This window comes from Pseudomonas sp. MPB23 (assembly GCF_046605395.1).
Taxonomy (GTDB): domain Bacteria; phylum Pseudomonadota; class Gammaproteobacteria; order Pseudomonadales; family Pseudomonadaceae; genus Aquipseudomonas.
Map to the genome: position 1 here is coordinate 1,179,170 of NZ_CP176771.1, position 23,502 is coordinate 1,202,671.

Genomic DNA, 23,502 nt, shown 5'->3' on the forward strand with positions numbered 1-23,502 from the left:
GCAATGCGTAAATTGTGCGTAGGCATATTACTCGCAATATTGGCCATCCTAACATTTCATCTAAACCGTGACTTCGGAAAAATCGGCGCCATCGCCTTACACGTAGGAAAACCCTACAAAGAGGTCCTTCGAGACTCAACATTCCCAGTAAAATCCAAGACTGTAATCCGCCAAACGACGCCTCCAGTAGAAGATTCAACCTGGATTACCAGCCCAGTCATTGTAAAGTTTGATGACCCTCAACATAGTTTCATCCTACCGCCAACAAAATTATTAGCTGTAGGCTACAGCGAAGGAAAAGTAACAACATTCACCACTTCCCCGATGCTTAAAACCTTGCCTTTCGACCAGTTAATTCCCTTACTAGACCATATTCAGCAGATGCTACGCCCGTTGCGATAAGCGTGATCCGAATACCGCGAGGTACCTAATCGATGTCAGTGTGGGAAGGGACTATAGCCACAGATAAACAATAACCCTCTCAACTCCCCCCTACTTACGCGGTTTGATCCGCGCCGTCGCCTCGGCCACCAGTGGGTCGTCCGGCCAATAATGCTTCGGATAGCGCCCCTTCAGGTCTTTCTTCACCTCGGCGTAGGTACTGCGCCAGAAGTTCGCCAGGTCCTGGGTCACTTGCACCGGCCGCCGCGCCGGCGACAACAGGTGCAGCTTCACCACTTGGCGCCCGCCGGCAATGCGTGGAGTGTCTGCCAGGCCGAACAATTCTTGCAGGCGCACGGCCAGGATCGGCGGTTGCTCGCTGTAGTCCAGGCGTACCGACGAGCCCGAGGGGACTTTGACATGGTGGGGGGCCAGTTCGTCCAGGCGCTGGGGCAGCGGCCAGGGCAGCAGGTTGTGCAGGTAGCTGGAGAGATCCAGGTTGGCGAAATGGCTCAGGCGCGAGACTTTACCCAGGTAGGGCATCAGCCAGTGTTCCAGGCCGGCGAGCAAGGCGCTGTCGCTGACGTCGGGCCATTCGCTGGTTTTGCCGGCGTCCAGTTGGCGCAGCAGCATCACGCGGGCCTGCCATTGGCGCAGTTCCGGGGTCCAGGGCAGCAGTTCCAGGCCTTTGCGGCGCACCAGGTTGACCAGCGCCTGGGTGCGCGCGGACTCGTCCAGGCCGATCAGCGGTTCGCGGCTGAGGACGAGTTCGCCGACTTTGCGCTGGCGTTCGGCGCGCAGTACGCCTTCGCGTTCGTCCCAATCCAGTTGGTCGACGTTGCGCACTTGCTCGGCGAGGACGCTATCGAACAGCGCCGGATCGAAATCCGTCGCCAGGTAGATGCGTTCTTCTCGCTGGCCCTGGCGACTGCCGAGGTCGGCGATCACCAGCCAGGGTTGTTTCATCAGGCTGTCGGCCTCGGCGAACAACGCGGCGCGGCCATTGGCCAGGCGGTATTCGGCGCCACCGGGGCGGCGTTGTTGGGCGACGCGGTCGGGGTAGGCCAGGGCGAGCAACGCGCCGAGCCAGCGCGGATGCTCTGGATCGGCGACCGGTTGAGTCGTCTTGCCGCGTAAATAGCCGCGATATTGCCGCGCCAGTTGCCGGGCCCGCTGCACGCCTCCTTGAGTGCCGCGTGCGCGCTCTTCGCCGGACAACAGCACCAGGCGACTGTGCAGATCCGCGCCGCCGCCGCGCAGGATATCGCGCTCCCCCAGCAACGCGGCGACATCACAGGCCGTGGCCGCCAGCCCCAGGTCCTGCCCGCGCAACAAGAGGTGGGCGATACGCGGATGCGCCGGCAATTCGGCCATTTTCTGGCCATGGGCAGTCAGGGTGTCGTCATTCAAGGCGCCCAGGCGTTGCAGCAAATCCTGCGCCTGGGCGTACGCGGCGGTCGGCGGCAGATCGAGCCACACCAGTTGCGCCGGCGTGACGCCCCAACGCGCCAACTGCAAGGCCAGCCCGGCGAGGTCGGCTGCGAGGATTTCCGCACTGCCGTAGGCGGCCAGGCCGTCATGCTGGTCTTCGGACCACAACCGATAACACACCCCCGGTTCCAGGCGCCCGGCCCGACCGGCACGCTGGGTGGCGCTGGCGCGGGAGATGCGCTGGGTGTCGAGGCGGGTCATGCCGCTGCCGGGGTCAAAACGCGGCACCCGCGCCAGCCCGGCATCGATCACCACGCGCACGCCGTCGATGGTCAGGCTGGTCTCGGCGATGTTGGTGGCCAGCACCACTTTGCGCTTGCCGGCGGGCGCCGGGTCGATGGCGGCACGTTGGGCGTTCAGGTCGAGCTCGCCATGCAATGGGCACAGCAGGACCTCATGGCGCTCGCCCAGGGCGTCGATCAGTTGCTGATGGACCCGCCGAATCTCCGCCTGCCCCGGCAGAAACACCAGCACGCTGCCGGTTTCGTCATGCAGAGCGTCGAGAATGGTCTGCACCACGCGCGGCTCGATAAACTCACCGGCCTGGTACGGGCGCCCCCAACGCATCTGCACCGGGAACATGCGCCCTTCGCTGCGCAGGATCGGCGCATCGTCCAGCAGGCTGGCCAGGCGCTCGCCTTCAAGGGTGGCGGACATCAGCAGGATTTTCAGCGGCTGCTCATCGCGAAACAGCTCGCGGCCATTCAGGCTCAGGGCCAGCGCCAGGTCGGCGTCGAGGCTGCGTTCGTGGAACTCGTCGAAAATCAGCAACCCCACGCCGTCCAGCGCCGGGTCGTCCTGCAGGCGGCGGGTGAGGATGCCTTCGGTGACCACTTCGATGCGGGTGTTGGGGCCGACTTTGCTGTCGAGGCGGATGCGATAGCCAACGGTTTCACCGACTTTTTCACCCAGCTCGCTGGCCAGCCGTTCGGCGGCGGCGCGGGCGGCCAGGCGGCGGGGTTCAAGCATCAGGATGGTCTGCCCGGCCAGCCACGGCTCATTCAACAAAGCCAAGGGCACGCGGGTGGTTTTACCGGCGCCGGGCGGCGCTTCCAGTACGGCTTCATGGCGATTCGCCAAGGCGTCACGCAAGGCGGGTAAAACATCATCGATCGGCAACGATTTCATACTGGCTCCAAAGCAGAACGGCGAGTATAACGGCGAACTGCTGGATGCCGGCGATGGTCTCTTGCAGACGCGGGCTGGCTCGCGAAAACCCCGAGAGCGCCGCGCACATTCAGGCGGCAGGCGTTATCGTTGAGGTCTTTGGCGAGCCAGCTCGCTCCTACAGTGCCCGACAGGAGATTTTCCATGCGTATCGCTTCCCGTGTCATCGGCGGTGTCCTCGCCGTCACCCTGCTTAGCCAACTGACGGCCTGCGGTTCGATTTTCTACCCCGACCGCCGTGGCCAGATCGACGGCAAGATCGACCCGACGATTGCGGTGCTCGATGCCGTGGGCCTGCTGTTCTATGTGATCCCGGGCCTGATCGCCTTCGGTGTCGACTTCGCCACTGGCGCGATTTATTTCGAGCCGGGCAAGACCGCCCAGGTCGCCCCGGAAAAACTCCACGAAGCCATCGGCGCCGACGGCAAGGTCGACAACGCCAAGCTGCAAAGCATCATCCAGAAAGAAACCGGCCGCACCCTGCCGCTGGACGACCCGCGCATGATCCAGTTCAAGGGCAGCGTGCAACAGTTGGCTGCTCTTGGCCTGCAACCCGCCGCCTAAGGACCCCCTATGACCAGCAGTCCCGAACACGCCAGGCTGTTGCGCCTGGCCACCCGCGCTTCAGTCGGCGTGGCCTCTGTGTTGATTATTACCAAGGCCATTGCCTGGTGGCTGAGCGGCTCGGTGAGCATGCTCGCCGGGTTGACCGACTCGCTGCTCGATGGCGTGACGTCGCTGCTGAACCTGATCGCGGTGCATTACGCCCTGCGCCCGGCCGATGACGATCACCGTTACGGCCATGGCAAGGCGGAATCGCTGGCCGGCATGGCGCAAGCCTTGTTCATCGCCGGCAGTGCGGTACTGATCGCGCTCCAGGCCTTGGAACGCATCAAACATCCCGAGCCGGTCGGCGCGCCGTGGTTGAGCATTGGGGTGATCATTTTGTCCCTGGCGCTGACCGTGGCCCTGCTGATCCTGCAACACCATGTGGTGCGGGAAACGGGATCGAGTGCGGTGCGTGCCGATTCACTGCACTACCGTTCAGACTTGCTGCTCAATGGCAGCATTCTGATTGCGCTGGTGGTGACGGGTTTCGGCTTCCATCAGGTGGACGCCTGGTTTGGCCTGGGCATCGCGGCCTATATCCTGTGGAGCGCCATCCAGATCGCCCGGGAAAGCTTTGCGGTGTTGATGGATGAAGAGCTGCCGCCGGACGTCAGCCAACACATGCTGGAATTGGCCCGTGGCGTGCCGGGGGTGCTGGGTGCCCACGATTTGCGCACGCGGATCTCCGGCAACCATTGGTTTGTGCAGTTGCACCTGGAATTGCCGGGGGAACTGACGCTGTCAGTGGCCCACGGCATCAGCGACCAGGCCGCCGATGCCATTCACGCTGCCTACCCGCGCGCCGAGGTGCTGGTGCACGCCGACCCGCTGGAAGTGCTCAACGAGGCCAAAGCCTAGTACTGCACCTGATAGCCGCGACTGCTCAGGCAGTTGCCCTGGGCCTGGCGGTAGGTTTGTACCACCGCCGGGTCGGGGGCGTAGGTGACGGCCTGCGGATCAAAACCGCTTTGCTGCACCGCCCAGCGATAACAGTCGTAACCGTCCTGCTGCACCTGGGCCGGTGACTGGCCATTGGCGGGATAGGCCACCACGTCATAGCCGTTGCCCTGGGGTGCAGGCTGCGGCGCGGGGACGGCCGCCGGCGGTTCCACCACCACATATTGCTGGGTGCTTTCTTCGTAGGCGTAGTAGGCGCCGGCGGCCAGGAACAACAGCGCACCGCCTACCCACACTTCGCGCGCATAGTCCGGCAAGTAATGCACACGGATGCCATACGGTGGCGCCACGACGACATAACGCGGCCCCTGGGGACGGTACCAGTAGCCGCCGGAGAAGAAATAGTCCTGGCCGCGATACGGCACACGGTAATTGCGGTCGGGGAAGCGGTCGACAACATAGCCGGGGCGATACTGCGGGCCTGGGCCCCAGCCATTGCCGTGTCCGTCGGGACGCCCTGGCCAACGGCGATCATCCGGGCGCGCGTTGCCGCCGGGACGCGAACCGGGGCCACCGGCTTCCCACTGCGGGTTGCCGTCGTTGCGGCGCGGGATGTCACGGTAGTTGCCTTGGCGCGGTTCCTGGGTCTGGCGCACGGTATCCGGGCGGCCCTGGATCGGCAGGTTGTTCGCAGGTTGTGGCTGGGGGGCCGGACGCGGCTGCTCATTGCCTTGGGGGCGGGCTTGCCATTGAGCGTTGCCGTTCTGGCCGCCGCGCTCGACCGGCTGATTCTGTGGACGTGGCTGATTCTGCGGGCGTGGTTGATTGTTCTCGGGACGCGGCGCGTTGTTCTCCGGCCGCCGTCCACCTTCAGGGCCCCGTTCATGTTGACCGCCGGCCCCTGGCGGCACTTGGCCCTCACGAGGTACGTTATCGCGTTCGTCGGCCATTACTTGTGCGCCGACACTGACCACCAACACACCAACACCTGCCATACGCCAGATGCGCTTCATGCTTTTCCTCACTGCGGTTTAGGGCATACACATGAGACTGGAAAAGCCTCGCCCGGTTCTGGGACAGGTTATCAGTCACGAGAACAATTTTCTGCGGCAAAAGAAAAGGGGTGACCCGTCGGCCACCCCTTGAGAACTTCGTCCTGGCTCAACGCTTTTGACGTTGGCTCACCTCACGCCGTCTTGTGGACAGTGTGCAGCCTGGAGGCCGACTCAACCCTGCTGGGGTGGCGGCCGCAGCGGGCCTGATTGGGCGAGCTGCTGTGGACTGTTGTCCAGGCGGTGATTCTGTTGATAAAGATACCTGCCATCGCCCGACAGATGATTGCGAAGATTGCGTCAATAAACAGTGCTTGCGCAATTTTTAACCCTCAAGGGATAATTCGCCGCAATAGTTACGACAAAGGCCAACCCAATGAGCAAGCTTGACCGATACGATCTGAGTATTTTGGCGGAATTGCAGCGCGACGCGAGGATCTCCAACCAGGAGTTGGCCGAGCGTATCGGCCTGTCGCCTTCGCCCTGCTCACGCCGGGTCAAGCAATTGGAAGACGACGGCTACATCGCGCGCCAGGTCGCCCTGCTCGATCGCAAGATGCTCGGCCTGAGCCTCACGGCCTATGTGCTGATCGGCATGGACCGCCACACCCCCGAGCGTTTCGAGAATTTCGAGTCGGCCATCCGCACCTTGCCTCAGGTATTGGAATGCAGCCTGGTGACCGGGATGGATGCGGACTATCAGTTGAAAGTGGTGGTGCCGGACATGGATCACTACCAGAAACTGCTGCTGGGTCATCTGACCCGCATCGAAGGTGTGACCAGCGTGCGCTCGAGCTTTGTACTCAATCAGGTGCTCAACAGCACCGAGTTGCCATTGACCCACCTGCGTACCTGATTCCCCTGAGCCGGCTCCACAGGGAATGGGGTGCGACGCACCGACGCAGGTCAACGTTGCCCCTGCCACGCTGCCGTATACTTCCCGCCCGCCTCTGTCGGAAGACTTGCAATGAATTCGATCGACCCTGCCCTGCTTGAAGAATGGATGATGACCGGCCTGGTCACCATCCTGATTATTTTCATGGGCTTTATCGTGTGGGACCTGGCGAAGAAGTCCAAGGCCGGGCGCTTTGGCTCGTTCATCCTGTTTTTCGTGCTGGGCCTGGGCGTGGCCGCGTTCATCATCAAGAGTGTGGTGATCGGCCTGATCGAGTCCGGCGTTTTATAAGCGCGCCGGCACGGCTTTCCACTGGCCTTGATCGAGGCCGTCAAGGGTCCACTCCCCAATACGTATGCGCACCAGACGCAACGTCGGCAGCCCGACCGCTGCCGTCATGCGTCGTACCTGGCGGTTGCGCCCCTCACGAATCACCAGCTCCAGCCAGTGGGTCGGCACGCTTTTGCGAAAGCGCACCGGTGGGTTGCGTGGCCACAGCTCAGGCTCGTCCAACTGCCGGGCCTCGGCGGGCAAGGTCATGCCATCGTTGAGTTCCACCCCATCGCGCAGGCGTTGCAGTTGTGCTTCGGTGGGCTCGCCTTCGACCTGCACCCAGTAGGTTTTCGCCAGCTTGTGCTTGGGGTCGGCGATCCGCGCCTGCAACTGGCCATCGTTGGTCAGCAACAACAGGCCTTCACTGTCACGGTCCAGGCGCCCGGCGGGGTAAATGCCGGGGATGTCGATAAAATCCTTGAGGGTCGCGCGCCCGCCTTCGTCGCTGAACTGGGTCAGCACATCGAACGGTTTGTTGAACAGGATCAACTTCGGCTCGGCCGGTGGCGCCTTGGCGACGCGACGCGCAGCGGAATACGGAGGTTTCACGCCAGGGCGGCGCGAATCGGGACGGGTGGGACGGGACATGGCAAAGGAACATCTAACGGTCAGGACCGACAATGCTAGTGGCCTGACCGCTAAATGACCATCCCAACCGCTTAGCGGAACGGCGGTTCGTCGAAGCTGCGCAGTTTGCGCGAGTGCAGCGAGTTGAGCTCGGTGCGCAACAGGTCGACCGCCTCGATGCCGATCTTCAGGTGCTGGCTGACCGCGCGCTCATAAAACGCGTTGGCCGAACCTGGCAGCTTGATCTCACTGTGCAACGGTTTGTCCGAGACACACAGCAAGGTGCCATACGGGACGCGCAAGCGATAACCCTGGGCGGCGATGGTGCCGCTTTCCATGTCCACGGCCACGGCGCGGGACAGGTTGATCAGCGGCCGTTCCTGGGCCCAGCGCAGCTCCCAGTTGCGGTCGTCGTAGGTCAGCACGGTGCCGGTGCGCAGGCGTTTTTTCAGCTCTTCGCCTTTTTCGCCGGTGACATTGGCCGCCGCTTGCTGCAAGGCCATCTGCACTTCGGCCAGGGCCGGAATCGGGATGTTCGGCGGTACCACGCGGTCGAGAATCCCATCGCGGCGCATATAGGCGTGGGCCAGGACGTAGTCGCCGATGGTCTGGGATTGGCGCAGGCCGCCGCAGTGGCCAATCATCAACCAGCAATGCGGACGCAGCACGGCCAGGTGGTCGGTGATGTTCTTGGCGTTGGACGGGCCGACGCCGATATTCACCAGGGTCACGCCGTGACCGTCATTGGCCTGCAGGTGATAGGCCGGCATCTGATAGCGGTGCCAGACCACGCCGGCCGCAATCGCCGACGCTTCGCCGTGGTCCATGCTCTTGTCGATGATCACGTTGCCCGGCAACACCATGCGGATAAACCGCGGGTCGCTGCGCAGTTGTTCCAGGCCATGCAGGATGAACTGGTCGACATAACGGTGGTAGTTGGTCAGCAGAATCCACGGCTGCACATGGCGCCAGTCGCTGCCGGTGTAATGCACCAGGCGGCGCAGGGAAAAGTCCACGCGGGCGGCGTCGAACAGCGCCAGGGGCAGCGGATCGGTGTTTTCCCAATCGTAGAGGCCATCGGCGATGCCATCGGTGGCGGCCGACAGGTCGGTGCTGGGGAACACGCGGGCCAGGGTCGCGGCAGTCACGCCGGAGCCGGCCAGCTCGTCGCCCTGCTCCACCACGTACGGGTAAGGAATATTCTGCTGGCTGACGCCGACTTCCACCGTCACGGTGAAGTCGTGCATCAGCGGCACCAGTTGCTCCAGCAAATACTTACGGAAGGCAGAGGGATGAGTAACGGTGACGCTGTAGGTTCCCGGCAACTGGACCTTGGCATACGCCCGGGTGGTCTGTGGGACTTCGCCGTGGCAGTGGTAGGTCAGGCGCAGTTCCGGGTAGCGAAACAGCGCACGTTGTTCGGCGTCGGGTTCGACCCGGTCTTTGAGGTATTGCTTGAGGGCCCGGTTGAGCGCGCCGGTGGCACGCTCATGCAGGGCCGCCAGCCGGTCCACGGCTTCTTCAGCGGTTTGAACGACAACAAAAGCTTCGGTCACGGTAAGCATCCTGTGTTCTGACGTGCAGGCATTCATCTTGCCTGTATCCCGGCCTCACCGAAACACCGAAGTTGGAATGCCCTCCCACATTTGGACCGCGTTTACCTGGATGAAGGAGGGGTTGAGCGAGCGACGATGGCGTCGACATCTATACCTCGAGGCAAGGTGCCATACACGCGGCCGGACGATTCGCCCAGACGGCTGGCGATAAAGCCATCGCTGACCACCGCATGACCGGCCTCCAGCAACAACTTGGCCTGTAGCGCCACGGCGATGTCTTCGGTGAGTTGCCGCGCGCGGTACTGGATGTCCTGGGTGTCCATGAATGCCGACTTCAACTGCTCGATATGCCGCGCCAACTGCCGGTCACCATGCCCGTCGCCCAGCTCGACAAACAGCGCTTCCAATACACCCGGCTCCTTGGACAGTGCACGCAGCACGTCCAGGCACTGCACGTTGCCGGAACCTTCCCACGTCGAATTCACCGGTGCCTCACGGTACAGGCGCGGCAGGATGCTGTCCTCCACATACCCGGCACCGCCCATGCATTCGGCGGCTTCGTTGATCATCGCCGGCGCGCGCTTGCAGATCCAATACTTGCCCACCGCCGTCACCAGCCGGGCGAACTTGGCTTCCCGCTCATCGCCCAAATGGTCCAGGGCGCGGCCCATGCGCATGCTCAAGGCCAGCGAGGCTTCGCTTTCCAGGGCCAGGTCGGCGAGCACGTTTTGCATCAGCGGTTGCTCGCTGAGTACGCGCCCGCCCACCGAACGATGGGCGCAATGATGGCTGGCCTGGGTCAGCGCCTGACGCATCAAGGCGCTGGAGCCGACCATGCAATCGAAGCGGGTCATGGCGACCATTTCGATGATGGTCGGCACGCCACGGCCTTCTTCGCCGACCATCCAGGCCAGGGCGCCGCGAAACTCCACTTCGCTGGACGCATTGGAGCAATTGCCGAGTTTGTTTTTCAGGCGCTGGATATAGAACGGGTTGCGCGTGTCGTCCGGGCGGTGCCGGGGCAGCAGGAAACAGGTCAGGCCTTTGTCGGTCTGGGCCAAGGTCAGGAACGCATCGCACATCGGCGCGGAGCAGAACCACTTGTGGCCCACCAGTTCATAGGCTTGCCCCGGACCACCAGCACCCACCGGATAAGCGCGGGTGGTGTTGGCACGGACATCGGTGCCGCCCTGTTTTTCGGTCATGGCCATGCCGATGGTGGCGCCGGGCTTGTGGGCGATGCCGACGTTGCGCGGGTCGTACTGAGTGCTGAGGATTTTCGGCAGCCAGGCCTTGGCCAGATCCGGTTGCAGGCGCAGGGCCGGGACGCAGGCGAAGGTCATGGTCAAGGGGCAACCGGTGCCGGCCTCGGCCTGGCTGTGCAGGTAGGTCAGGGCCGCGCGGGCCACATGGGCGCCGGATTGCGGATGCGCCCATGGCAACGACGGCAAGCCATGTTCAACGGCGGTGCGCATCAGTTCGTGGTAGGCCGGATGGAATTCCACCAGGTCGATACGGTGCCCATAACGGTCATGGCTGCTGAACAGCGGTTTGTTCTGGTTGGCCAGGAACCCGGCCTCCATCAGCGGCCCGCCGGCCAGCGCGCCATACGCATCAATACGCGCTTCGGCCCAGCCGGCACCGAAGCGGCGCGACCACTCTTGCAGGGGCAGGTCGATGCGGTACAGGTTGGTGCCGTCCAGGGACGGGGGCTGGTTGGTGACGTCGTGGGTTTCGGCGAACTGATGCAGGTTCATGACGGGCCTCCTGGGAAAAAGGCCATGTCGAGTGCAGCACGTCTGTAGGAGCATGTCGAGTAAGGCCGGCATTTCAGTTAAGCATCGTCCCGACGCTTAAAAAAGTGGCATACGCGCCGAATGTCCGGCGCTTTCACCCTCGGCAGCCCCCAACAAACGGCGCGCTAATACGGCCTGCAACGCCTCGAAACGCACGGGTTTGGCCAGTCGATCAGAGACGCCGATGCCATGGCTATGCTCGCGCTCCGACACATTCAGCGAGGTGCTCAAGGCAATCACCGGCAATTCGCCGCAGCCAGGCAACGCACGAATCTGGCAGCACAATGAGAATCCCCCTTCAGGCATATCCAACAACACGGCGTCGAAGTGTTCTCCCCGCAAGGCCGCCAACGCCGCCGGGCTGCTGTCGACGGTTTTGACCCGATAGCCAAGCCTGAGCAACATGCCGCGCACCACCAGTTGGCCCACGCTGTTGTCATCCACCAGCAGGACGGCGCAGTCCTGGGGCGCGCGCTGCCGATCCCGCGCCTGTTGGGGCTCCGACGGCACCGGAATGACCACCACTTCCAACTGGAAGCGGCTGCCCTTACGCGGCTCGGAATGATGGGTGAGGCAGCCCCCTTGCAGCTCGATCAACTGTCGGCAGATCGCCAGGCCGATACCCAGGCCGCCATATTCGCGAGTGGTGGAGCCGTCGAGCTGGAAAAAGCGCTGGTACAGGGTGGCATCGTGGAGGGAAGCAAAGCCAATACCGGTGTCCGTGACAATAAAGCTCAGGCGCAAGCCTGCGTCACTCTGGGGCGCACCCTCCACTCGCAGGCGCACCGCACCTTCGTGAGTGAACTTAAAGGCGTTGTCCAGCAGGCAGTCCAGGCACTGGAGCAGTTTGTCGGCGTCGCCCGCCACGCGGTCCGGCAGTTCGTGCGCCACCTCGATGGAAAACGCCAAGCCCTTGCTTTGGGCGCTGGCGCTGAACTGCTGGTTCAAGGTGTCGAGCACGCCGCGCAGGCTGAACACCTCGGACTGGGCAGTGAGGCGCCCGGCCTGCAGTTCGGTGAGGGTTAGGATACCGTTGACCATGCGCATCATGTCCCGCGCCGAACCGGCGGCGGTTTGATGGTACTGCGCCAGGTCCGCGTCCAGGGGCACGGTTTGCATCAGTTCAAGCGAACCGATCACGCCGTTCATCGGTGTGCGCAGTTCGTGGGTCAGGGTGGCCAGGAATTCATCCTTGAGCCGGTTGCTGCGGGCCAGTTGCACGTTGAGCACTTCAAGCTTCTGGCTGGCGTCGAACAGGATCTGTGCCTGCTGCTCGCGCATGGAGTTGATGCGGTCGGCCAGGGCCAGGGACAACAGCGCCACTTCGATCGCCGAACCGATCTGGCTGGCGTACATGGTCAGGAACACATTGGGCAAATAACCCAGCACCATCAGCGTATTGACCACCCCACCGAGCAGGAACGCCGACCAGGCGATAATGAAATAGCGCGCCACCCGCTGGCCGCAGTACCACGCCTTGATGGCAGCGACAAAGACCGTCACGGTAAACACCAGCGCCAGGGCGGTGGCCAGCCGCAGCGCCAGGGCGTAGCTGGTCATCAGCGACAGCAGCATCACCACCGCGCCAGCGGCCACCAGCCCCAGCAGCAGGCGGTTGATCCAGCGGCTGTGTTGGGCGGTGTGCAGGAAACTGCGCGCGAACAGGCTGCCGAACAACGCCGCCGCACCGATCAGGAACGGCGTTGCGGCATTCGCCCACCAGGGGTTGTCCGGCCAGAAATACTCCACCGCCGCGCCGTTGACAGACAGTTGGTACATGCCGAACGACGCGATATAGAAGATGTAATAGAGGTAGCTGGTGTCGCGCACGCTGAGGTAGATGAACAGGTTGTAGACCAGCATCCCCAGCAACACGCCGTAGATCAGGCCGAGTATGTAGAGGCGCAGCGGCTGTTGCTCCAGGTAGGCGGTGCTGGACCAGAGCGTCAGCGGAGCCTGGATCGAGCCTTCGCTTTGCAGGCGCAGGTACACGGTTTTCGCCTCGCCCGGGTTGAAGTCGACTTTGAACAGGTAGTTGTTCTGGCGAATCTCGCGGCTGGCAAAGGGCAGCGCATCACCGGTGCGCCCGGCCAGACGATAAGTGCCTGAGCTGTCAGGCAGGTACAAGTCGAGGTGGTCAAGGGGCGGGTATGCCAATTCCAACAACCAGGTGCGCTGGGTCTGGAGATCGTTGGGCAGGTACTGCAGGTTGACCTTGAGCCAGAATACCGAGCGAGAGTAACCGGCGTTGAGGGTGTCTTTATCGTGGGGTTTGAACCGTGTGGCGGCGGAAGGCGCACTGACATCAGCGATGGTGAGTGCGGTGGTCGGGTCTTCGAGCACTTGCATGGCCCGGCCCAGCGGCAGGCGTTGCGTGTCCTGGTTGAACTCGATGGCGCTGGCGAGCATGGGCAGCCCGCACAACAATAAAATCAGCAAATAGCGCATAGAGCCCCAGCGTGGCCTGTCCGGTTATGTCAAAAAGCCCCCCATTCCCTTTGAGAAGACGTACACCGGCGGTACCGTAAGTTGTTTGAATCCACTCTAGCATAGCCGCCAAAGGCCATTTGGCACCATCCATATAATTTTTTTGAAGGCTCTAGATCGAGGCTTTCAGCGAAATTTCGCGCCTTATCCACGCACCCCAAAAGCGTCACGCTCACAGCAAAATTCAACCATCGCCAGACAGCCACGCAAAAAGCGTTTGGTGGTAAGCTCGCGCACCATGAATATCTACAGCTCTCGCCCTGTTGTCCTCTGTCTCTCCGGCCATGATCCCAGTGGTGGCGCCGGCTTGCAGGCAGATATCGAAGCCCTGCTCGCCCAAGGCTGCCATGCGGCTCCGACCGTCACTGCCCTGACCGTGCAGAACACCGTCAATGTCAGCGATTTCCGCGTGCTCGACCGCGAGTGGGTCCTGGCCCAGGCCAATGCCGTGCTCAGCGATTCCGAAGTGGCAGCGGTCAAGCTCGGCATGCTCGGCTCCACCGCGATGGTCGACACCGTGGTCGAACTGCTGCAGGCGCACCCGCACCTGCCGGTGGTGTGCGACCCGGTGCTGCGCGCCGGCGGCGGTGGCAGCCTGGGCAAGGACGAAGTGGGGTACGCGATGCGCGAGCGGTTGTTGCCGCTGTCGCTGATCGCCACGCCGAACCTGCCCGAAGCGCGCATCCTCGCCGAACTGCCAGACGGCAGCGCGGACGAATGCGCCGAGAAGCTGCTGCCGTTTATCAAGCACCTGTTGATCACCGGCGGTCATGGCGACGAACGTGAAGTGCACAATCGCCTCTATAGCCGCGATGGCACGCACCAGACCTTTACCTGCCAACGCCTGCCCGGCAGCTATCACGGTTCGGGCTGCACACTGGCCAGCGCCCTGGCCGGGCGGATCGCCCAGGGCGAAGGCCTGGTCAGTGCCGTGCAATCGGCGCTCAACTACACTTGGCGCACCCTGCGTGACGCCGAACAACTCGGCCAGGGCCAATTTGTACCGCGCCGTCTGCCGCTGGATTTCTGCTCGTAACTTTCTGTTCGCAACATCAAGGGGCCTGCCCGATGAAACTACGTGGCCTTTACGCCATTACCGACAGCCAACTGTTGGCCGGCAAGTTCCTCGCCTACGTCGAAGCGGCGTTGGACGGTGGCGTGACCCTGCTGCAGTACCGCGACAAAAGCACCGATGAAGCACGGCGCCTGCGCGAAGCCGAAAAGCTGCGTGAGTTGTGCTCACGCTACAAGACCCGGCTGATCATCAACGACGATGCCGAACTGGCCGCGCGCCTGGGCGTCGGCGTGCACCTGGGCCAGACCGACGGCCCGCTGACCCCGGCCCGCGCGCTACTGGGTTCCAAGGCGATCATCGGCGCGACCTGCCACAGCCAGATCGAACTGGCCGAGCAGGCCGCGAAGGAAGGCGCCAGCTATGTCGCCTTTGGCCGCTTCTTCAATTCCAGCACCAAGCCCGGCGCCCCCGCCGCCACCGTCGAGATGCTGACTCAGGCGCGCGCACGGTTGCAGTTGCCGATCTGCGTGATCGGCGGCATTACCCTGGAAAACGCCGAGCCGCTGGTAGCCCATGGGGCTGACCTGCTCGCCGTGGTACACGGCCTGTTCGGCGCCGACAGCACCCAGGAAGTCACGCGCCGCGCCCGCGCCTTCAACGATCTTCTTAAGTATTCCGTTTAGAGAGCCCGATCATGTCCCGTTCCGAAACCCTGTTTGCCAATGCCCAGAAACACATCCCCGGCGGTGTGAACTCCCCCGTGCGTGCGTTCAAGAGCGTCGGCGGCACGCCGTTGTTCTTCAAGCATGCCGAAGGCGCCTACGTCACCGACGAAGACGACAAGCGCTACGTCGACTACGTGGGTTCCTGGGGCCCGATGATCCTCGGCCACAGCCATCCAGACGTGCTGGACGCCGTGCGCAAACAGCTGGAACACGGCCTGTCCTATGGCGCGCCGACCGCGATGGAAACCGAGATGGCCGACCTGGTCTGCTCGATCGTGCCGTCGATGGAGATGGTGCGCATGGTCAGCTCCGGCACCGAAGCGACCATGAGCGCGATCCGCCTGGCCCGTGGTTTCACCGGCCGCGACAGCATCATCAAGTTCGAAGGCTGCTACCACGGCCACTCCGACAGCCTGCTGGTCAAAGCCGGCTCCGGCGCGCTGACCCAGGGCGTACCGAGCTCGGCCGGCGTACCCGCCGCCTTTGCCAAACACACCCTGACCCTGCCGTTCAACAACATCGGCGCCGTCGCGCAGATGCTCAGCGAAGTCGGCCAGGACGTGGCCTGCATCATCGTCGAGCCGGTGGCCGGCAACATGAACTGCGTGCCCCCGGCGCCAGGTTTCCTCGAAGGCCTGCGCGAGCAATGCGACAAGCACGGCGTGGTACTGATCTTCGACGAAGTGATGACCGGTTTCCGTGTAGCCCTCGGCGGTGCCCAGGCGCATTACGGCGTCACGCCAGACCTGAGCACCTTCGGCAAGATCATCGGCGGCGGCATGCCGGTCGGCTGCTTTGGCGGCAAGCGTGAAATCATGCAGTACATCGCACCACTGGGCCCGGTGTACCAGGCCGGTACCCTGTCGGGTAACCCACTGGCCATGGCCGCCGGCCTGACCACCCTGCGCCTGATCAGCCGCCCGGGCTTCCATGCCGAGCTGACTGACTACACCACCCGCCTGCTCGACGGCCTGCAACAGCGCGCCGACGCCGCCGGTATCCCGTTCGTGACCACCCAGGCGGGCGGCATGTTCGGCCTGTACTTCAGCGGTGCCGACGATATCGTCACCTTCGATGACGTGATGGGCAGCGATGCCAACCTGTTCAAGCGCTTCTTCCACCTGATGCTAGAAGGCGGCGTGTACCTGGCACCCAGCGCCTTCGAAGCCGGCTTCACCTCGATCGCCCATGGCGACGCCGAGCTGAAACTGACCCTCGATGCCGCCGAACGCGCGTTCGCTGCCCTGAAATAAACGGCGGAAAAATCAGACACCGTCTTGGCGGTGTCTGATTTGCTACTTTGCTTACAGAATTTTCCGATTTTTTCGAGAAATCACCTGCAATCCGGCAGATAACTTGGCCAACCAGCAGAAAAACGAGTAAAGACTTTGTAAGCAGGTGCCTGCTTATTTCATAATGCGCGCTTATTGGATCCCGCGAGGGTCCGCGTGCCCCGTCAGAGGTAAGTCGATTCCCATGAAACGCACCGGCCGCACCCTGGTTCTGGGCTGCCTGTTGCTCCTTCAGCCGCTGCTGGCACATGCACAAGCAGGCGGCAACTCGTTGTTAATCCCAGCGATGGGTCGTTGCACCCTCAATACCCAGCCAGACAGCCAGGCCGAAGCCCTGAGCGCGTGCCAGAAACAGGCCGACGGCGGGGACGCACAGGCGCAATACGAGTTGGGCGAGTACTACCACGACAGCAAGAACCCCGCCCGCGACCTCAACAAAGCATTGAGCTACTTCGAGAAAGCCTCGCTGCAGGGCCACGCCCAGGCGCAATTCCAGCTAGGCACCATGTTCTATAAAGGTGAAGGCGTACCGGCCAATAACGTCCAGGCCTACATCGTGCTGAAAATGGCCGCGGTCAATGGTGCCGAAGACGCATTGGACACCGCCGACGAAGTCGCCGAGCACATGCAGCGCGATGAGCTCGAACTGGCCACCCAGGTACTGGGACAGATTTTCCGCAACTACCTGCAGGAACTGCAGAGTGCGGATGGGCGATCGCCCTTTTCCCCCCTGCCCTGATTCAAGACTGAATCAAGGCGACAACAGATAGCCCTGCCGATAGGCCTTCACGCCCGCCACATGGGCAATGGTCATACCCGCAGTCGCCATCCGCCGCACTGATCGAACATACAAAAGCCCTTCTCGCGAACACGCAACCGGTGTCACCCGATCAGTGATCGGATCAATCACTTCGGCCAGGATTTGCCCCGCCGCCAGGTAATCCCCCACCTGAGCGCAAAACACAATCAAGCCTCCCACCGGACTGATCACCGGCTCTACCGCGGCCAACGGTGTCGGCGGGTTCAGCAAGGGCGGCACCGGCGGCGCCTGGCAATCAATGGCGCCGCGCTGAATCAGGTAGTTGATCAACGCCTGACAATCCTGGCGCGCCAGAGCGTGATCCACGTCGGCAACGCCCCGCAACTCCAAGGTCACGGCGAAGCCTGGCGGCGCAAAGCGTGCGGCGAAACGCGCCTGCATCTGTGCCCAGAACAAGGTAAAGCACTCATCAAACGATTGCCCACCCGCCTCTTTGGCCAAAAAGCAGGCCCTGGCGCCCAGGTAGCGCGCCAGGGGCTCCACGTCCGACCAGAAATCCGGCGACAGATACAAGTGCTGCACGGCTTCGAAATCGCAATGCAGGTCGAGCACGATATCGGCGTCGCAGGCCAGCGTTTGCAGGATCAAGCGCATGGATTGCAATTGCGTCGTCGGTACTTGGCTGGCAAGTGTTTGCCGCAGGGCCGAGCGGATCAGGTGCAGATTGTCGGCCGGATCATCGACCAATAGGCCTTGGACGCGATCGCCGACCTGCTGGCTGACATCCAGGAAGAACCGATTGAAGTTTTCCCGACTGTCGTTATCGAAACGCCCCTGAGGCACGTCCATCAACACTTGCTCCAACCCCAGCGGGTTGGCCACCGGCACCAGCACAACCGACCAGCGCAGCAACCTTGCTGCCTCCAGATACGCCAGTTGCCGCTTCAAGTGCCATAACACCAGCATGCCCGGTAGCTCATCGGCGTGCAGCGAAGCCTGGATGTAAACCTTGCCGACCGCCTGGGCCGGTCCGTAATGAAAGCTCGTCAAACCCCAGGGACCGCGCGGCCTCGATTTCACCGCGAGGCATCGTCCGAATGGCACCAGCCAGGATTTCCGTGGTGTAGGCGCCGGTATTCAGGGCGAACGCCAATAGCGTGCAGTTCAGCGCCTCGCGGAAAAACCCGTCAAGCCATGGCTGTTCACGCACGGCGGCAATGCTGTAGATACCGGTGTAGAAGATCAACAACTGGATATACAGCGGCGTGCCGCGAAACAGGTAGGTGAAGCTGTGCACCGGCCAACGCAACCAACGCCGCGACGACACTCTGGCGATAGACAATGGCAATGCCAACAACAGGCCGAGACACAGCGAAGCACTGGTCAGCCATAAGGTCATGGCCAGACCGGTCAATTGTTGACCATCGGAATAGATGAACGGTCGCCAGTATTCCTGGATCAGCTCGATCATCGTGACGACTCCTGCTCACCGGCGCCGTAGCGACGCGTCAACCAACCCAATGCCGCGCTCGAAGCGCTGCTGAGCAACAGGTAGATCAATGCTGCCAGCAGCAAAAAGGCCAGCAACTGCTGACTGCTTTTGCCCGCCACCTGAGCCACTTTCACCAGGTCCGCCAAGCCGATGATTGACACAAGCGCCGTGGCCTTGAGCAAGACCATCCAGTTATTGCCCAGCCCCGGTAGGGCGAATCGCATCATTTGCGCGAATATCACATGCACGAAGCCCTGGCTGAAGGTCATGCCCAGGGCTTTGGCGGCCTGGAACTGGCCGCGGGGCACGGCCAGCAATGCGCCGCGAAAGGTTTCGGTGAAATAGGCGCCATAGATAAACCCCAGGGTGAGCACACCGGCGCTGAAAGGGTCGATTTCGATGTGGGCCCAACCCAGTTCGTGTGTCAGACGACTCAAGCCGGTTTGCACCCCATAGAACATCAACAACATCAACAGCAGGTCCGGCACGCCACGGATCAGTGTGGTGTAGAGCTGTGCGCAAAGGCGCAGGGCCCGGACCTTGGACAGCTTGGCGCCAGCATCGAGAAGATCTCTGCGCCTTCTCCCTCGCGACACAGGCCGCCAGCCATCTGCTCATCTACCGCCAGGCGTACCGCCACGGCACAGCGGTCACCCACCGCATCGCGGGTGTCCTCGATCAATTCGCGCAACAGCCGCACGCGGTTTTCCAGCCCCCCGCCATACTCGTCAGTCCGCCGGTTGTTGCGGGGAGTGAGGAAATGAAACGGCACGCTCAGGTCATGCCCGGCATAGACATAGATGATGTCAAACCCTGCCTCCCGCGCCCGCAGCGCGGCGGCCCGATGCATCGCGCGCAGTTGCTGGATATCGGCACGACTCATGGCCCGGGCCTGCACCGGGTCATAACCGCGCACCGGCGTGTCGGAGGGAGCCCAGGGAATTTCACGACTGTAGCGATTGGGCGCGGAATAGCCATTGAACGCCAACTCCACGCCAGCCAATGAACCATGCTGGTGGACCGCCTCGCACATCCGCGCCAGCGCCGGGATGTCCCGGTCATCCCACAAGCGCGCCTCTATATAAGGAGAGAACTCGCTCAGCGGGCTGATTTCACATTCCTCGGTACAGACCACACCCCAACCACCCTCGGCTTTTATCCCGCGCATGCGCGCCATAGCCGATGGGTGAACATGGCCCATGCCATTGCAGTGGGGGACTTGATAAAAGCGGTTACGGGTGCGGACCGGGCCTATTTGCACCGGTTCAAACAGAATGTCATAGCGAGGATCGCGCACAGGGCTACTCCCGAACAGATAAGTCCGTTAATGACGGCGTGATAAGAAACTCGGCGTTAACTAATGATGGGGTTCAACGATGTTGAAATACGGGGAACTTCGAGGCGTTTTTATTATTGATGTATTCATGATGCCCTCTCTGCATGGACGAAAACTGCTACTTTTCCAGCAGAATGTCCATGCACGACAGGAACATTTCAGAAGCATCCTACAAATTAACCGAGAGACTTATTTCTCAGGCATTGGCATCGGAAACGGCATGACATTGCTCATGCCCCGCGCTTCGCTGATCTTCGGCGTGCCCAGGCGTTCGACTTCATCGATGCGCACGATCGAATGCATCGGCACAAAACTGCGCACTACGCCTTCGAACTGAGCCTTGAGTTTTTCCTCGCCCGGGTCGACGACCAGTTGTGTGCGCTCGCCAAAGACGAACTCTTCCACCTCCAGGAAGCCCCACAGATCACTTTGATAGATCTGCTTGGCGTACATTTCGAACACCTGGCCCTGGTTGAGGAAAATCACCTTATAGATTGGAGCTTCACGTTTGGTCATGGTGGGCGGGGAACACGTCGGGAATATAAAAGAGGGCGCGAACTATAGCATGGCACCCGATGCACAACGCTAGGAACCAATGGGCATGCCCCCTATAATGCGCGGTTCTTTACCACCAGTTGACGATTCCCATGGCCAAGAAGCTTTATATCGAAACCCACGGTTGCCAGATGAACGAGTACGACAGCTCGCGCATGGTCGATCTGCTGGGTGAACACCAGGCCCTGGAAGTCACTGCCCGCGCCGAAGATGCCGACGTGATCCTGCTCAATACCTGCTCGATCCGCGAGCGGGCCCAGGACCGTGTGTATTCGCAGCTAGGCCGCTGGCGCGAATTGAAACTGGCCAACCCGGACATGGTAATCGCCGTCGGCGGTTGCGTGGCCAGCCAGGAAGGCGCGGCCATCCGCGATCGCGCGCCCTATGTCGACGTGGTCTTCGGCCCGCAGACCCTGCACCGCCTGCCGGAAATGATCGACGCCGCGCGCATCACCAAACTGCCCCAGGTAGACGTCTCGTTCCCGGAAATCGAAAAATTCGACCATTTGCCCGAACCGCGCATCGATGGGCCAAGCGCCTATGTGTCGGTGATGGAAGGCTGCAGCAAGTACTGCACCTTCTGCGTGGTGCCCTACACCCGCGGCGAGGAAGTCAGCCGGCCGTTTGACGACGTGATGTCGGAAATCATCCACCTGGCCGAAAACGGCGTGCGCGAAGTGACTCTGCTGGGCCAGAACGTCAATGGCTATCGCGGCCTGACCCACGACGGGCGCCTGGCGGACCTGGCGGAGCTGATCCGCGTAGTGGCCGCCGTGGACGGTATCGAGCGCATTCGCTACACCACCTCCCATCCGCTGGAGTTTTCCGACAGCCTGATCCAGGCCCACGCCGAAGTGCCGGAGCTGGTCAAACACCTGCATTTGCCGGTGCAATCCGGCTCGGATCGCATCCTCTCGGCGATGAAGCGCAACCACACCGCCCTGGAATACAAATCCAAACTGCGCAAACTGCGCGCGGCGGTGCCGGGTATTTGCATCAGCTCGGACTTTATCGTCGGCTTCCCCGGCGAGACCGAGAAGGACTTCCAGCAAACCATGAAGCTGATCGAGGACGTCGGGTTCGACTTCTCCTACTCGTTCGTCTACAGCCAGCGCCCCGGCACGCCGGCCGCCGACCTGCCGGACGAAACCCCGGAAGAGCTGAAAAAAGAGCGCCTGAACGCCCTGCAACATCGCCTGAACCAGCAGGGCTTCGAGATCAGCCGACAAATGGTCGGGTCGACCCAGCGCATCCTGGTCACCGACTACTCGAAAAAAGACCCGGGCGAGCTGCAGGGCCGTACCGAGAACAACCGGATCGTCAACTTCCGCTGCGACAATCCAACCCTGATCGGCCAGTTCGCCGATGTGCACATCGATGCGGCGCAACCGCACTCGTTGCGCGGCTCGCTGTTGCAGTAACAGCTATTCAAATGTGGGAGGGGGCTTGCTCCCGATAGCAACACATCAGCAGCACATAAGCTGCCTGACACGCCGCTATCGGGAGCAAGCCCCCTCCCACACTGGAATTACGCCGAACTCGGGTTGGATAAGTGCTTTCGCACACAGGCGGCTGGCGTTATCCTCTCTTTCACTTAAACAGCCAAAGGGCGGCTAAAAGCAACCTTGAACGCACCCATAGCAGAACCCCATCGTTTTCTCCTCGAGCCCTTTGAGGCTCGCCGTTTCGCCAATCTGTGCGGACAGTTCGACGAGCACCTGCGCCTGATCGAACAACGCCTGAGCATCGAGATCCGCAACCGCGGCAATCAGTTCGAGCTCATTGGTGATCCCCAGCACACCACGTCCGCAGAAAACCTGCTCCGGCGCCTCTACCGCGAAACCAAGGGCAGTGAGCTGTCACCGGAAACCGTGCACCTGTACCTGCAGGAATCAGCCGTGGAAGACCTGGCCAACAACCCGGTAGCCGAAGCCAGCGTGGCCCTGCGCACCAAAAAAGGCATGATTCGCCCACGCGGCTTGAATCAGCAGCGCTACGTCAAAGAAATTCTCGGCAACGACATCAACTTCGGCATCGGCCCGGCCGGTACCGGCAAGACCTACCTGGCCGTGGCCTGTGCCGTCGACGCCCTGGAACGCGAGCAAGTGCGCCGCATCCTGCTGGTGCGCCCGGCAGTCGAGGCCGGCGAAAAGCTCGGCTTCCTGCCCGGCGACCTGGCCCAGAAGATCGACCCGTACCTGCGACCGCTCTACGACGCACTGTACGAAATGCTCGGCTTCGAATACGTGGCCAAGCTGATCGAGCGCCAGGTGATCGAGATCGCCCCGCTGGCCTACATGCGTGGCCGCACCCTGAACAACAGCTTCATCATCCTCGACGAAAGCCAGAACACCACCGTCGAGCAGATGAAAATGTTCCTGACCCGCATCGGCTTCGGCTCCACCGCCGTGATCACCGGCGACGTCACCCAGGTCGACTTGCCCAAAGGCACCAAATCCGGCCTGGCCCAAGTCATCGAAGTGCTCAAGGACGTGCCAGGTATCAGCTTCACGCACTTCATGCCCAAGGACGTGGTCCGTCACCCGCTGGTGCAGCGCATTGTCGAAGCCTATGAGCGTTTCGAGCATCAGAACGACGCATCCGCCAAGGACACCCGCCGCGATGCTTGAGCTTGATCTGCAACTGGCCACCGAAGCGCCTGCCCCCAGCGAAGCCCAGTTCCGTCAATGGTGCACCCTGGCCCTGCGCCAGCGCACCGCTGACTCGGAACTGACCATCCGCCTGGTGGACGAGCCCGAGGGCCGCGAACTGAATCACACCTGGCGCCACAAGGATTACGCGACCAACGTGCTGTCCTTTCCCGCCGACGTTCCCGATGAGCTGCTGGATATCCCCTTGCTGGGCGACCTGGTGATCTGCGTCGAAGTGGTCGAGCGTGAAGCGAAGGAACAAGGCAAGGCGCTCGAGGCCCATTGGGCCCACCTGGTCATCCACGGCTGCCTGCATCTCCTGGGCTACGACCATATAGACGATGACGAAGCCGAAGAGATGGAAGCACTGGAACGAACGTTGCTTGCAGAGCTGGGTCATCGCGATCCGTATGCCGACGACGAAACCGACACGACACCTAACTGA

20 protein-coding genes and 2 pseudogenes are annotated in these 23,502 nt (G+C 62.1%); 11 read left to right on the top strand and 11 right to left on the bottom strand.

Going from position 1 to position 23,502, the window contains the following annotated elements:
* Positions 1 to 492: 492 nt before the first annotated feature.
* A complete protein-coding gene (gene hrpB / locus ACLH0J_RS05345) occupies positions 493 to 3,000 on the bottom strand; it encodes an ATP-dependent helicase HrpB (protein WP_411391150.1) in 2,508 nt (835 codons plus the stop codon).
* A gap of 183 nt (positions 3,001 to 3,183) precedes the next feature.
* On the opposite strand from hrpB, the gene ACLH0J_RS05350 reads away from it, so the two are divergent.
* Together ACLH0J_RS05350 and ACLH0J_RS05355 are read left to right on the top strand one after the other, a co-directional pair.
* Positions 3,184 to 3,603 (top strand): polyribonucleotide nucleotidyltransferase, encoded by a 420-nt coding sequence (locus tag ACLH0J_RS05350; protein WP_411391151.1) that lies wholly within the window; start codon positions 3,184 to 3,186, stop codon positions 3,601 to 3,603.
* Between the two features lie 9 nt (positions 3,604 to 3,612).
* Positions 3,613 to 4,506, top strand: a complete 894-nt coding sequence (locus ACLH0J_RS05355) for a cation diffusion facilitator family transporter (RefSeq protein WP_411391152.1) — start codon at positions 3,613 to 3,615, stop codon at positions 4,504 to 4,506.
* Here ACLH0J_RS05355 and ACLH0J_RS05360 read toward each other — a convergent pair.
* Positions 4,503 to 5,558: a DUF6515 family protein gene (locus tag ACLH0J_RS05360; protein WP_411391153.1), complete on the bottom strand. Its 1,056-nt coding sequence runs from the start codon at positions 5,556 to 5,558 to the stop codon at positions 4,503 to 4,505. The genes ACLH0J_RS05355 and ACLH0J_RS05360 overlap by 4 nt on opposite strands.
* Positions 5,559 to 5,973: 415 nt before the next feature.
* On the opposite strand from ACLH0J_RS05360, the gene ACLH0J_RS05365 reads away from it, so the two are divergent.
* Both ACLH0J_RS05365 and ACLH0J_RS05370 read left to right on the top strand, forming a co-directional pair.
* Positions 5,974 to 6,453 carry an Lrp/AsnC family transcriptional regulator gene (locus ACLH0J_RS05365; RefSeq protein ID WP_411391154.1) on the top strand — a complete coding sequence of 160 codons (480 nt, stop codon included), beginning with the start codon at positions 5,974 to 5,976 and terminating at the stop codon, positions 6,451 to 6,453.
* Between the two features lie 120 nt (positions 6,454 to 6,573).
* Positions 6,574 to 6,783, top strand: coding sequence for a DUF2788 domain-containing protein (locus tag ACLH0J_RS05370; protein ID WP_093420504.1), 210 nt, complete (start codon positions 6,574 to 6,576; stop codon positions 6,781 to 6,783).
* On the opposite strand, the gene ACLH0J_RS05375 is transcribed toward ACLH0J_RS05370, so the two are convergent.
* The 4 genes from ACLH0J_RS05375 to ACLH0J_RS05390 all read right to left on the bottom strand — a co-directional run bounded on the left by ACLH0J_RS05375 (position 6,778) and on the right by ACLH0J_RS05390 (position 13,192).
* Positions 6,778 to 7,413: a pseudouridine synthase gene (locus ACLH0J_RS05375; protein WP_411391155.1), complete on the bottom strand. Its 636-nt coding sequence runs from the start codon at positions 7,411 to 7,413 to the stop codon at positions 6,778 to 6,780. The genes ACLH0J_RS05370 and ACLH0J_RS05375 overlap by 6 nt on opposite strands.
* Before the next feature lie 71 nt (positions 7,414 to 7,484).
* Positions 7,485 to 8,984: an AMP nucleosidase gene (gene amn, locus ACLH0J_RS05380; RefSeq protein ID WP_411391156.1), complete on the bottom strand. Its 1,500-nt coding sequence runs from the start codon at positions 8,982 to 8,984 to the stop codon at positions 7,485 to 7,487.
* A gap of 65 nt (positions 8,985 to 9,049) precedes the next feature.
* Positions 9,050 to 10,705 (bottom strand): acyl-CoA dehydrogenase family protein, encoded by a 1,656-nt coding sequence (locus ACLH0J_RS05385; RefSeq protein ID WP_411391157.1) that lies wholly within the window; start codon positions 10,703 to 10,705, stop codon positions 9,050 to 9,052.
* 96 nt (positions 10,706 to 10,801) lie between these two features.
* Entirely contained in the window at positions 10,802 to 13,192 is a 2,391-nt protein-coding gene (locus ACLH0J_RS05390; RefSeq protein WP_411391158.1) for a 7TM diverse intracellular signaling domain-containing protein, read from the bottom strand.
* Between the two features lie 277 nt (positions 13,193 to 13,469).
* On the opposite strand from ACLH0J_RS05390, the gene ACLH0J_RS05395 reads away from it, so the two are divergent.
* The 4 genes from ACLH0J_RS05395 (at position 13,470) to ACLH0J_RS05410 (ending at position 17,002) form a co-directional block, all read left to right on the top strand.
* Entirely contained in the window at positions 13,470 to 14,267 is a 798-nt protein-coding gene (locus tag ACLH0J_RS05395) for a hydroxymethylpyrimidine/phosphomethylpyrimidine kinase (protein ID WP_411391159.1), read from the top strand.
* Positions 14,268 to 14,299: 32 nt separating this feature from the next.
* Positions 14,300 to 14,929, top strand: a complete 630-nt coding sequence (gene thiE, locus ACLH0J_RS05400; RefSeq protein WP_411391160.1) for a thiamine phosphate synthase — start codon at positions 14,300 to 14,302, stop codon at positions 14,927 to 14,929.
* A gap of 11 nt (positions 14,930 to 14,940) precedes the next feature.
* Positions 14,941 to 16,224, top strand: a complete 1,284-nt coding sequence (hemL, locus tag ACLH0J_RS05405) for a glutamate-1-semialdehyde 2,1-aminomutase (protein WP_411391161.1) — start codon at positions 14,941 to 14,943, stop codon at positions 16,222 to 16,224.
* Positions 16,225 to 16,447: 223 nt separating this feature from the next.
* On the top strand, positions 16,448 to 17,002 hold the full coding sequence (locus ACLH0J_RS05410; RefSeq protein ID WP_411391162.1) for a tetratricopeptide repeat protein: 555 nt from the start codon (positions 16,448 to 16,450) through the stop codon (positions 17,000 to 17,002).
* Between the two features lie 12 nt (positions 17,003 to 17,014).
* On the opposite strand, the gene ACLH0J_RS05415 is transcribed toward ACLH0J_RS05410, so the two are convergent.
* The 5 genes and pseudogenes from ACLH0J_RS05415 to ACLH0J_RS05435 all read right to left on the bottom strand — a co-directional run bounded on the left by ACLH0J_RS05415 (position 17,015) and on the right by ACLH0J_RS05435 (position 20,367).
* Positions 17,015 to 18,073, bottom strand: a complete 1,059-nt coding sequence (locus tag ACLH0J_RS05415; protein ID WP_411391163.1) for a succinylglutamate desuccinylase/aspartoacylase family protein — start codon at positions 18,071 to 18,073, stop codon at positions 17,015 to 17,017.
* A gap of 1 nt (position 18,074) precedes the next feature.
* Positions 18,075 to 18,494: pseudogene (locus tag ACLH0J_RS05420) on the bottom strand (ABC transporter permease subunit); the annotation flags it as partial.
* A pseudogene (locus tag ACLH0J_RS05425) lies at positions 18,491 to 19,084 on the bottom strand (ABC transporter permease); the annotation flags it as partial. The pseudogenes ACLH0J_RS05420 and ACLH0J_RS05425, both read right to left, overlap by 4 nt.
* On the bottom strand, positions 19,012 to 19,812 hold the full coding sequence (locus tag ACLH0J_RS05430; RefSeq protein ID WP_411391164.1) for a hypothetical protein: 801 nt from the start codon (positions 19,810 to 19,812) through the stop codon (positions 19,012 to 19,014). The gene ACLH0J_RS05430 and the pseudogene ACLH0J_RS05425, both read right to left, overlap by 73 nt.
* A 228-nt stretch (positions 19,813 to 20,040) precedes the next feature.
* Positions 20,041 to 20,367 (bottom strand): DUF1820 family protein, encoded by a 327-nt coding sequence (locus tag ACLH0J_RS05435; RefSeq protein ID WP_003215457.1) that lies wholly within the window; start codon positions 20,365 to 20,367, stop codon positions 20,041 to 20,043.
* A gap of 131 nt (positions 20,368 to 20,498) precedes the next feature.
* Here ACLH0J_RS05435 and miaB point away from each other — a divergent pair, with 131 nt between their 5' ends.
* The 3 genes from miaB (at position 20,499) to ybeY (ending at position 23,502) form a co-directional block, all read left to right on the top strand.
* Positions 20,499 to 21,827 (top strand): tRNA (N6-isopentenyl adenosine(37)-C2)-methylthiotransferase MiaB, encoded by a 1,329-nt coding sequence (gene miaB / locus ACLH0J_RS05440; RefSeq protein WP_411391165.1) that lies wholly within the window; start codon positions 20,499 to 20,501, stop codon positions 21,825 to 21,827.
* A 204-nt stretch (positions 21,828 to 22,031) separates the two neighbouring features.
* Positions 22,032 to 23,036: a PhoH family protein gene (locus ACLH0J_RS05445; RefSeq protein ID WP_411391166.1), complete on the top strand. Its 1,005-nt coding sequence runs from the start codon at positions 22,032 to 22,034 to the stop codon at positions 23,034 to 23,036.
* On the top strand, positions 23,029 to 23,502 hold the full coding sequence (gene ybeY, locus ACLH0J_RS05450; protein WP_411391167.1) for an rRNA maturation RNase YbeY: 474 nt from the start codon (positions 23,029 to 23,031) through the stop codon (positions 23,500 to 23,502). Before ACLH0J_RS05445 ends, ybeY begins: the two co-directional genes overlap by 8 nt.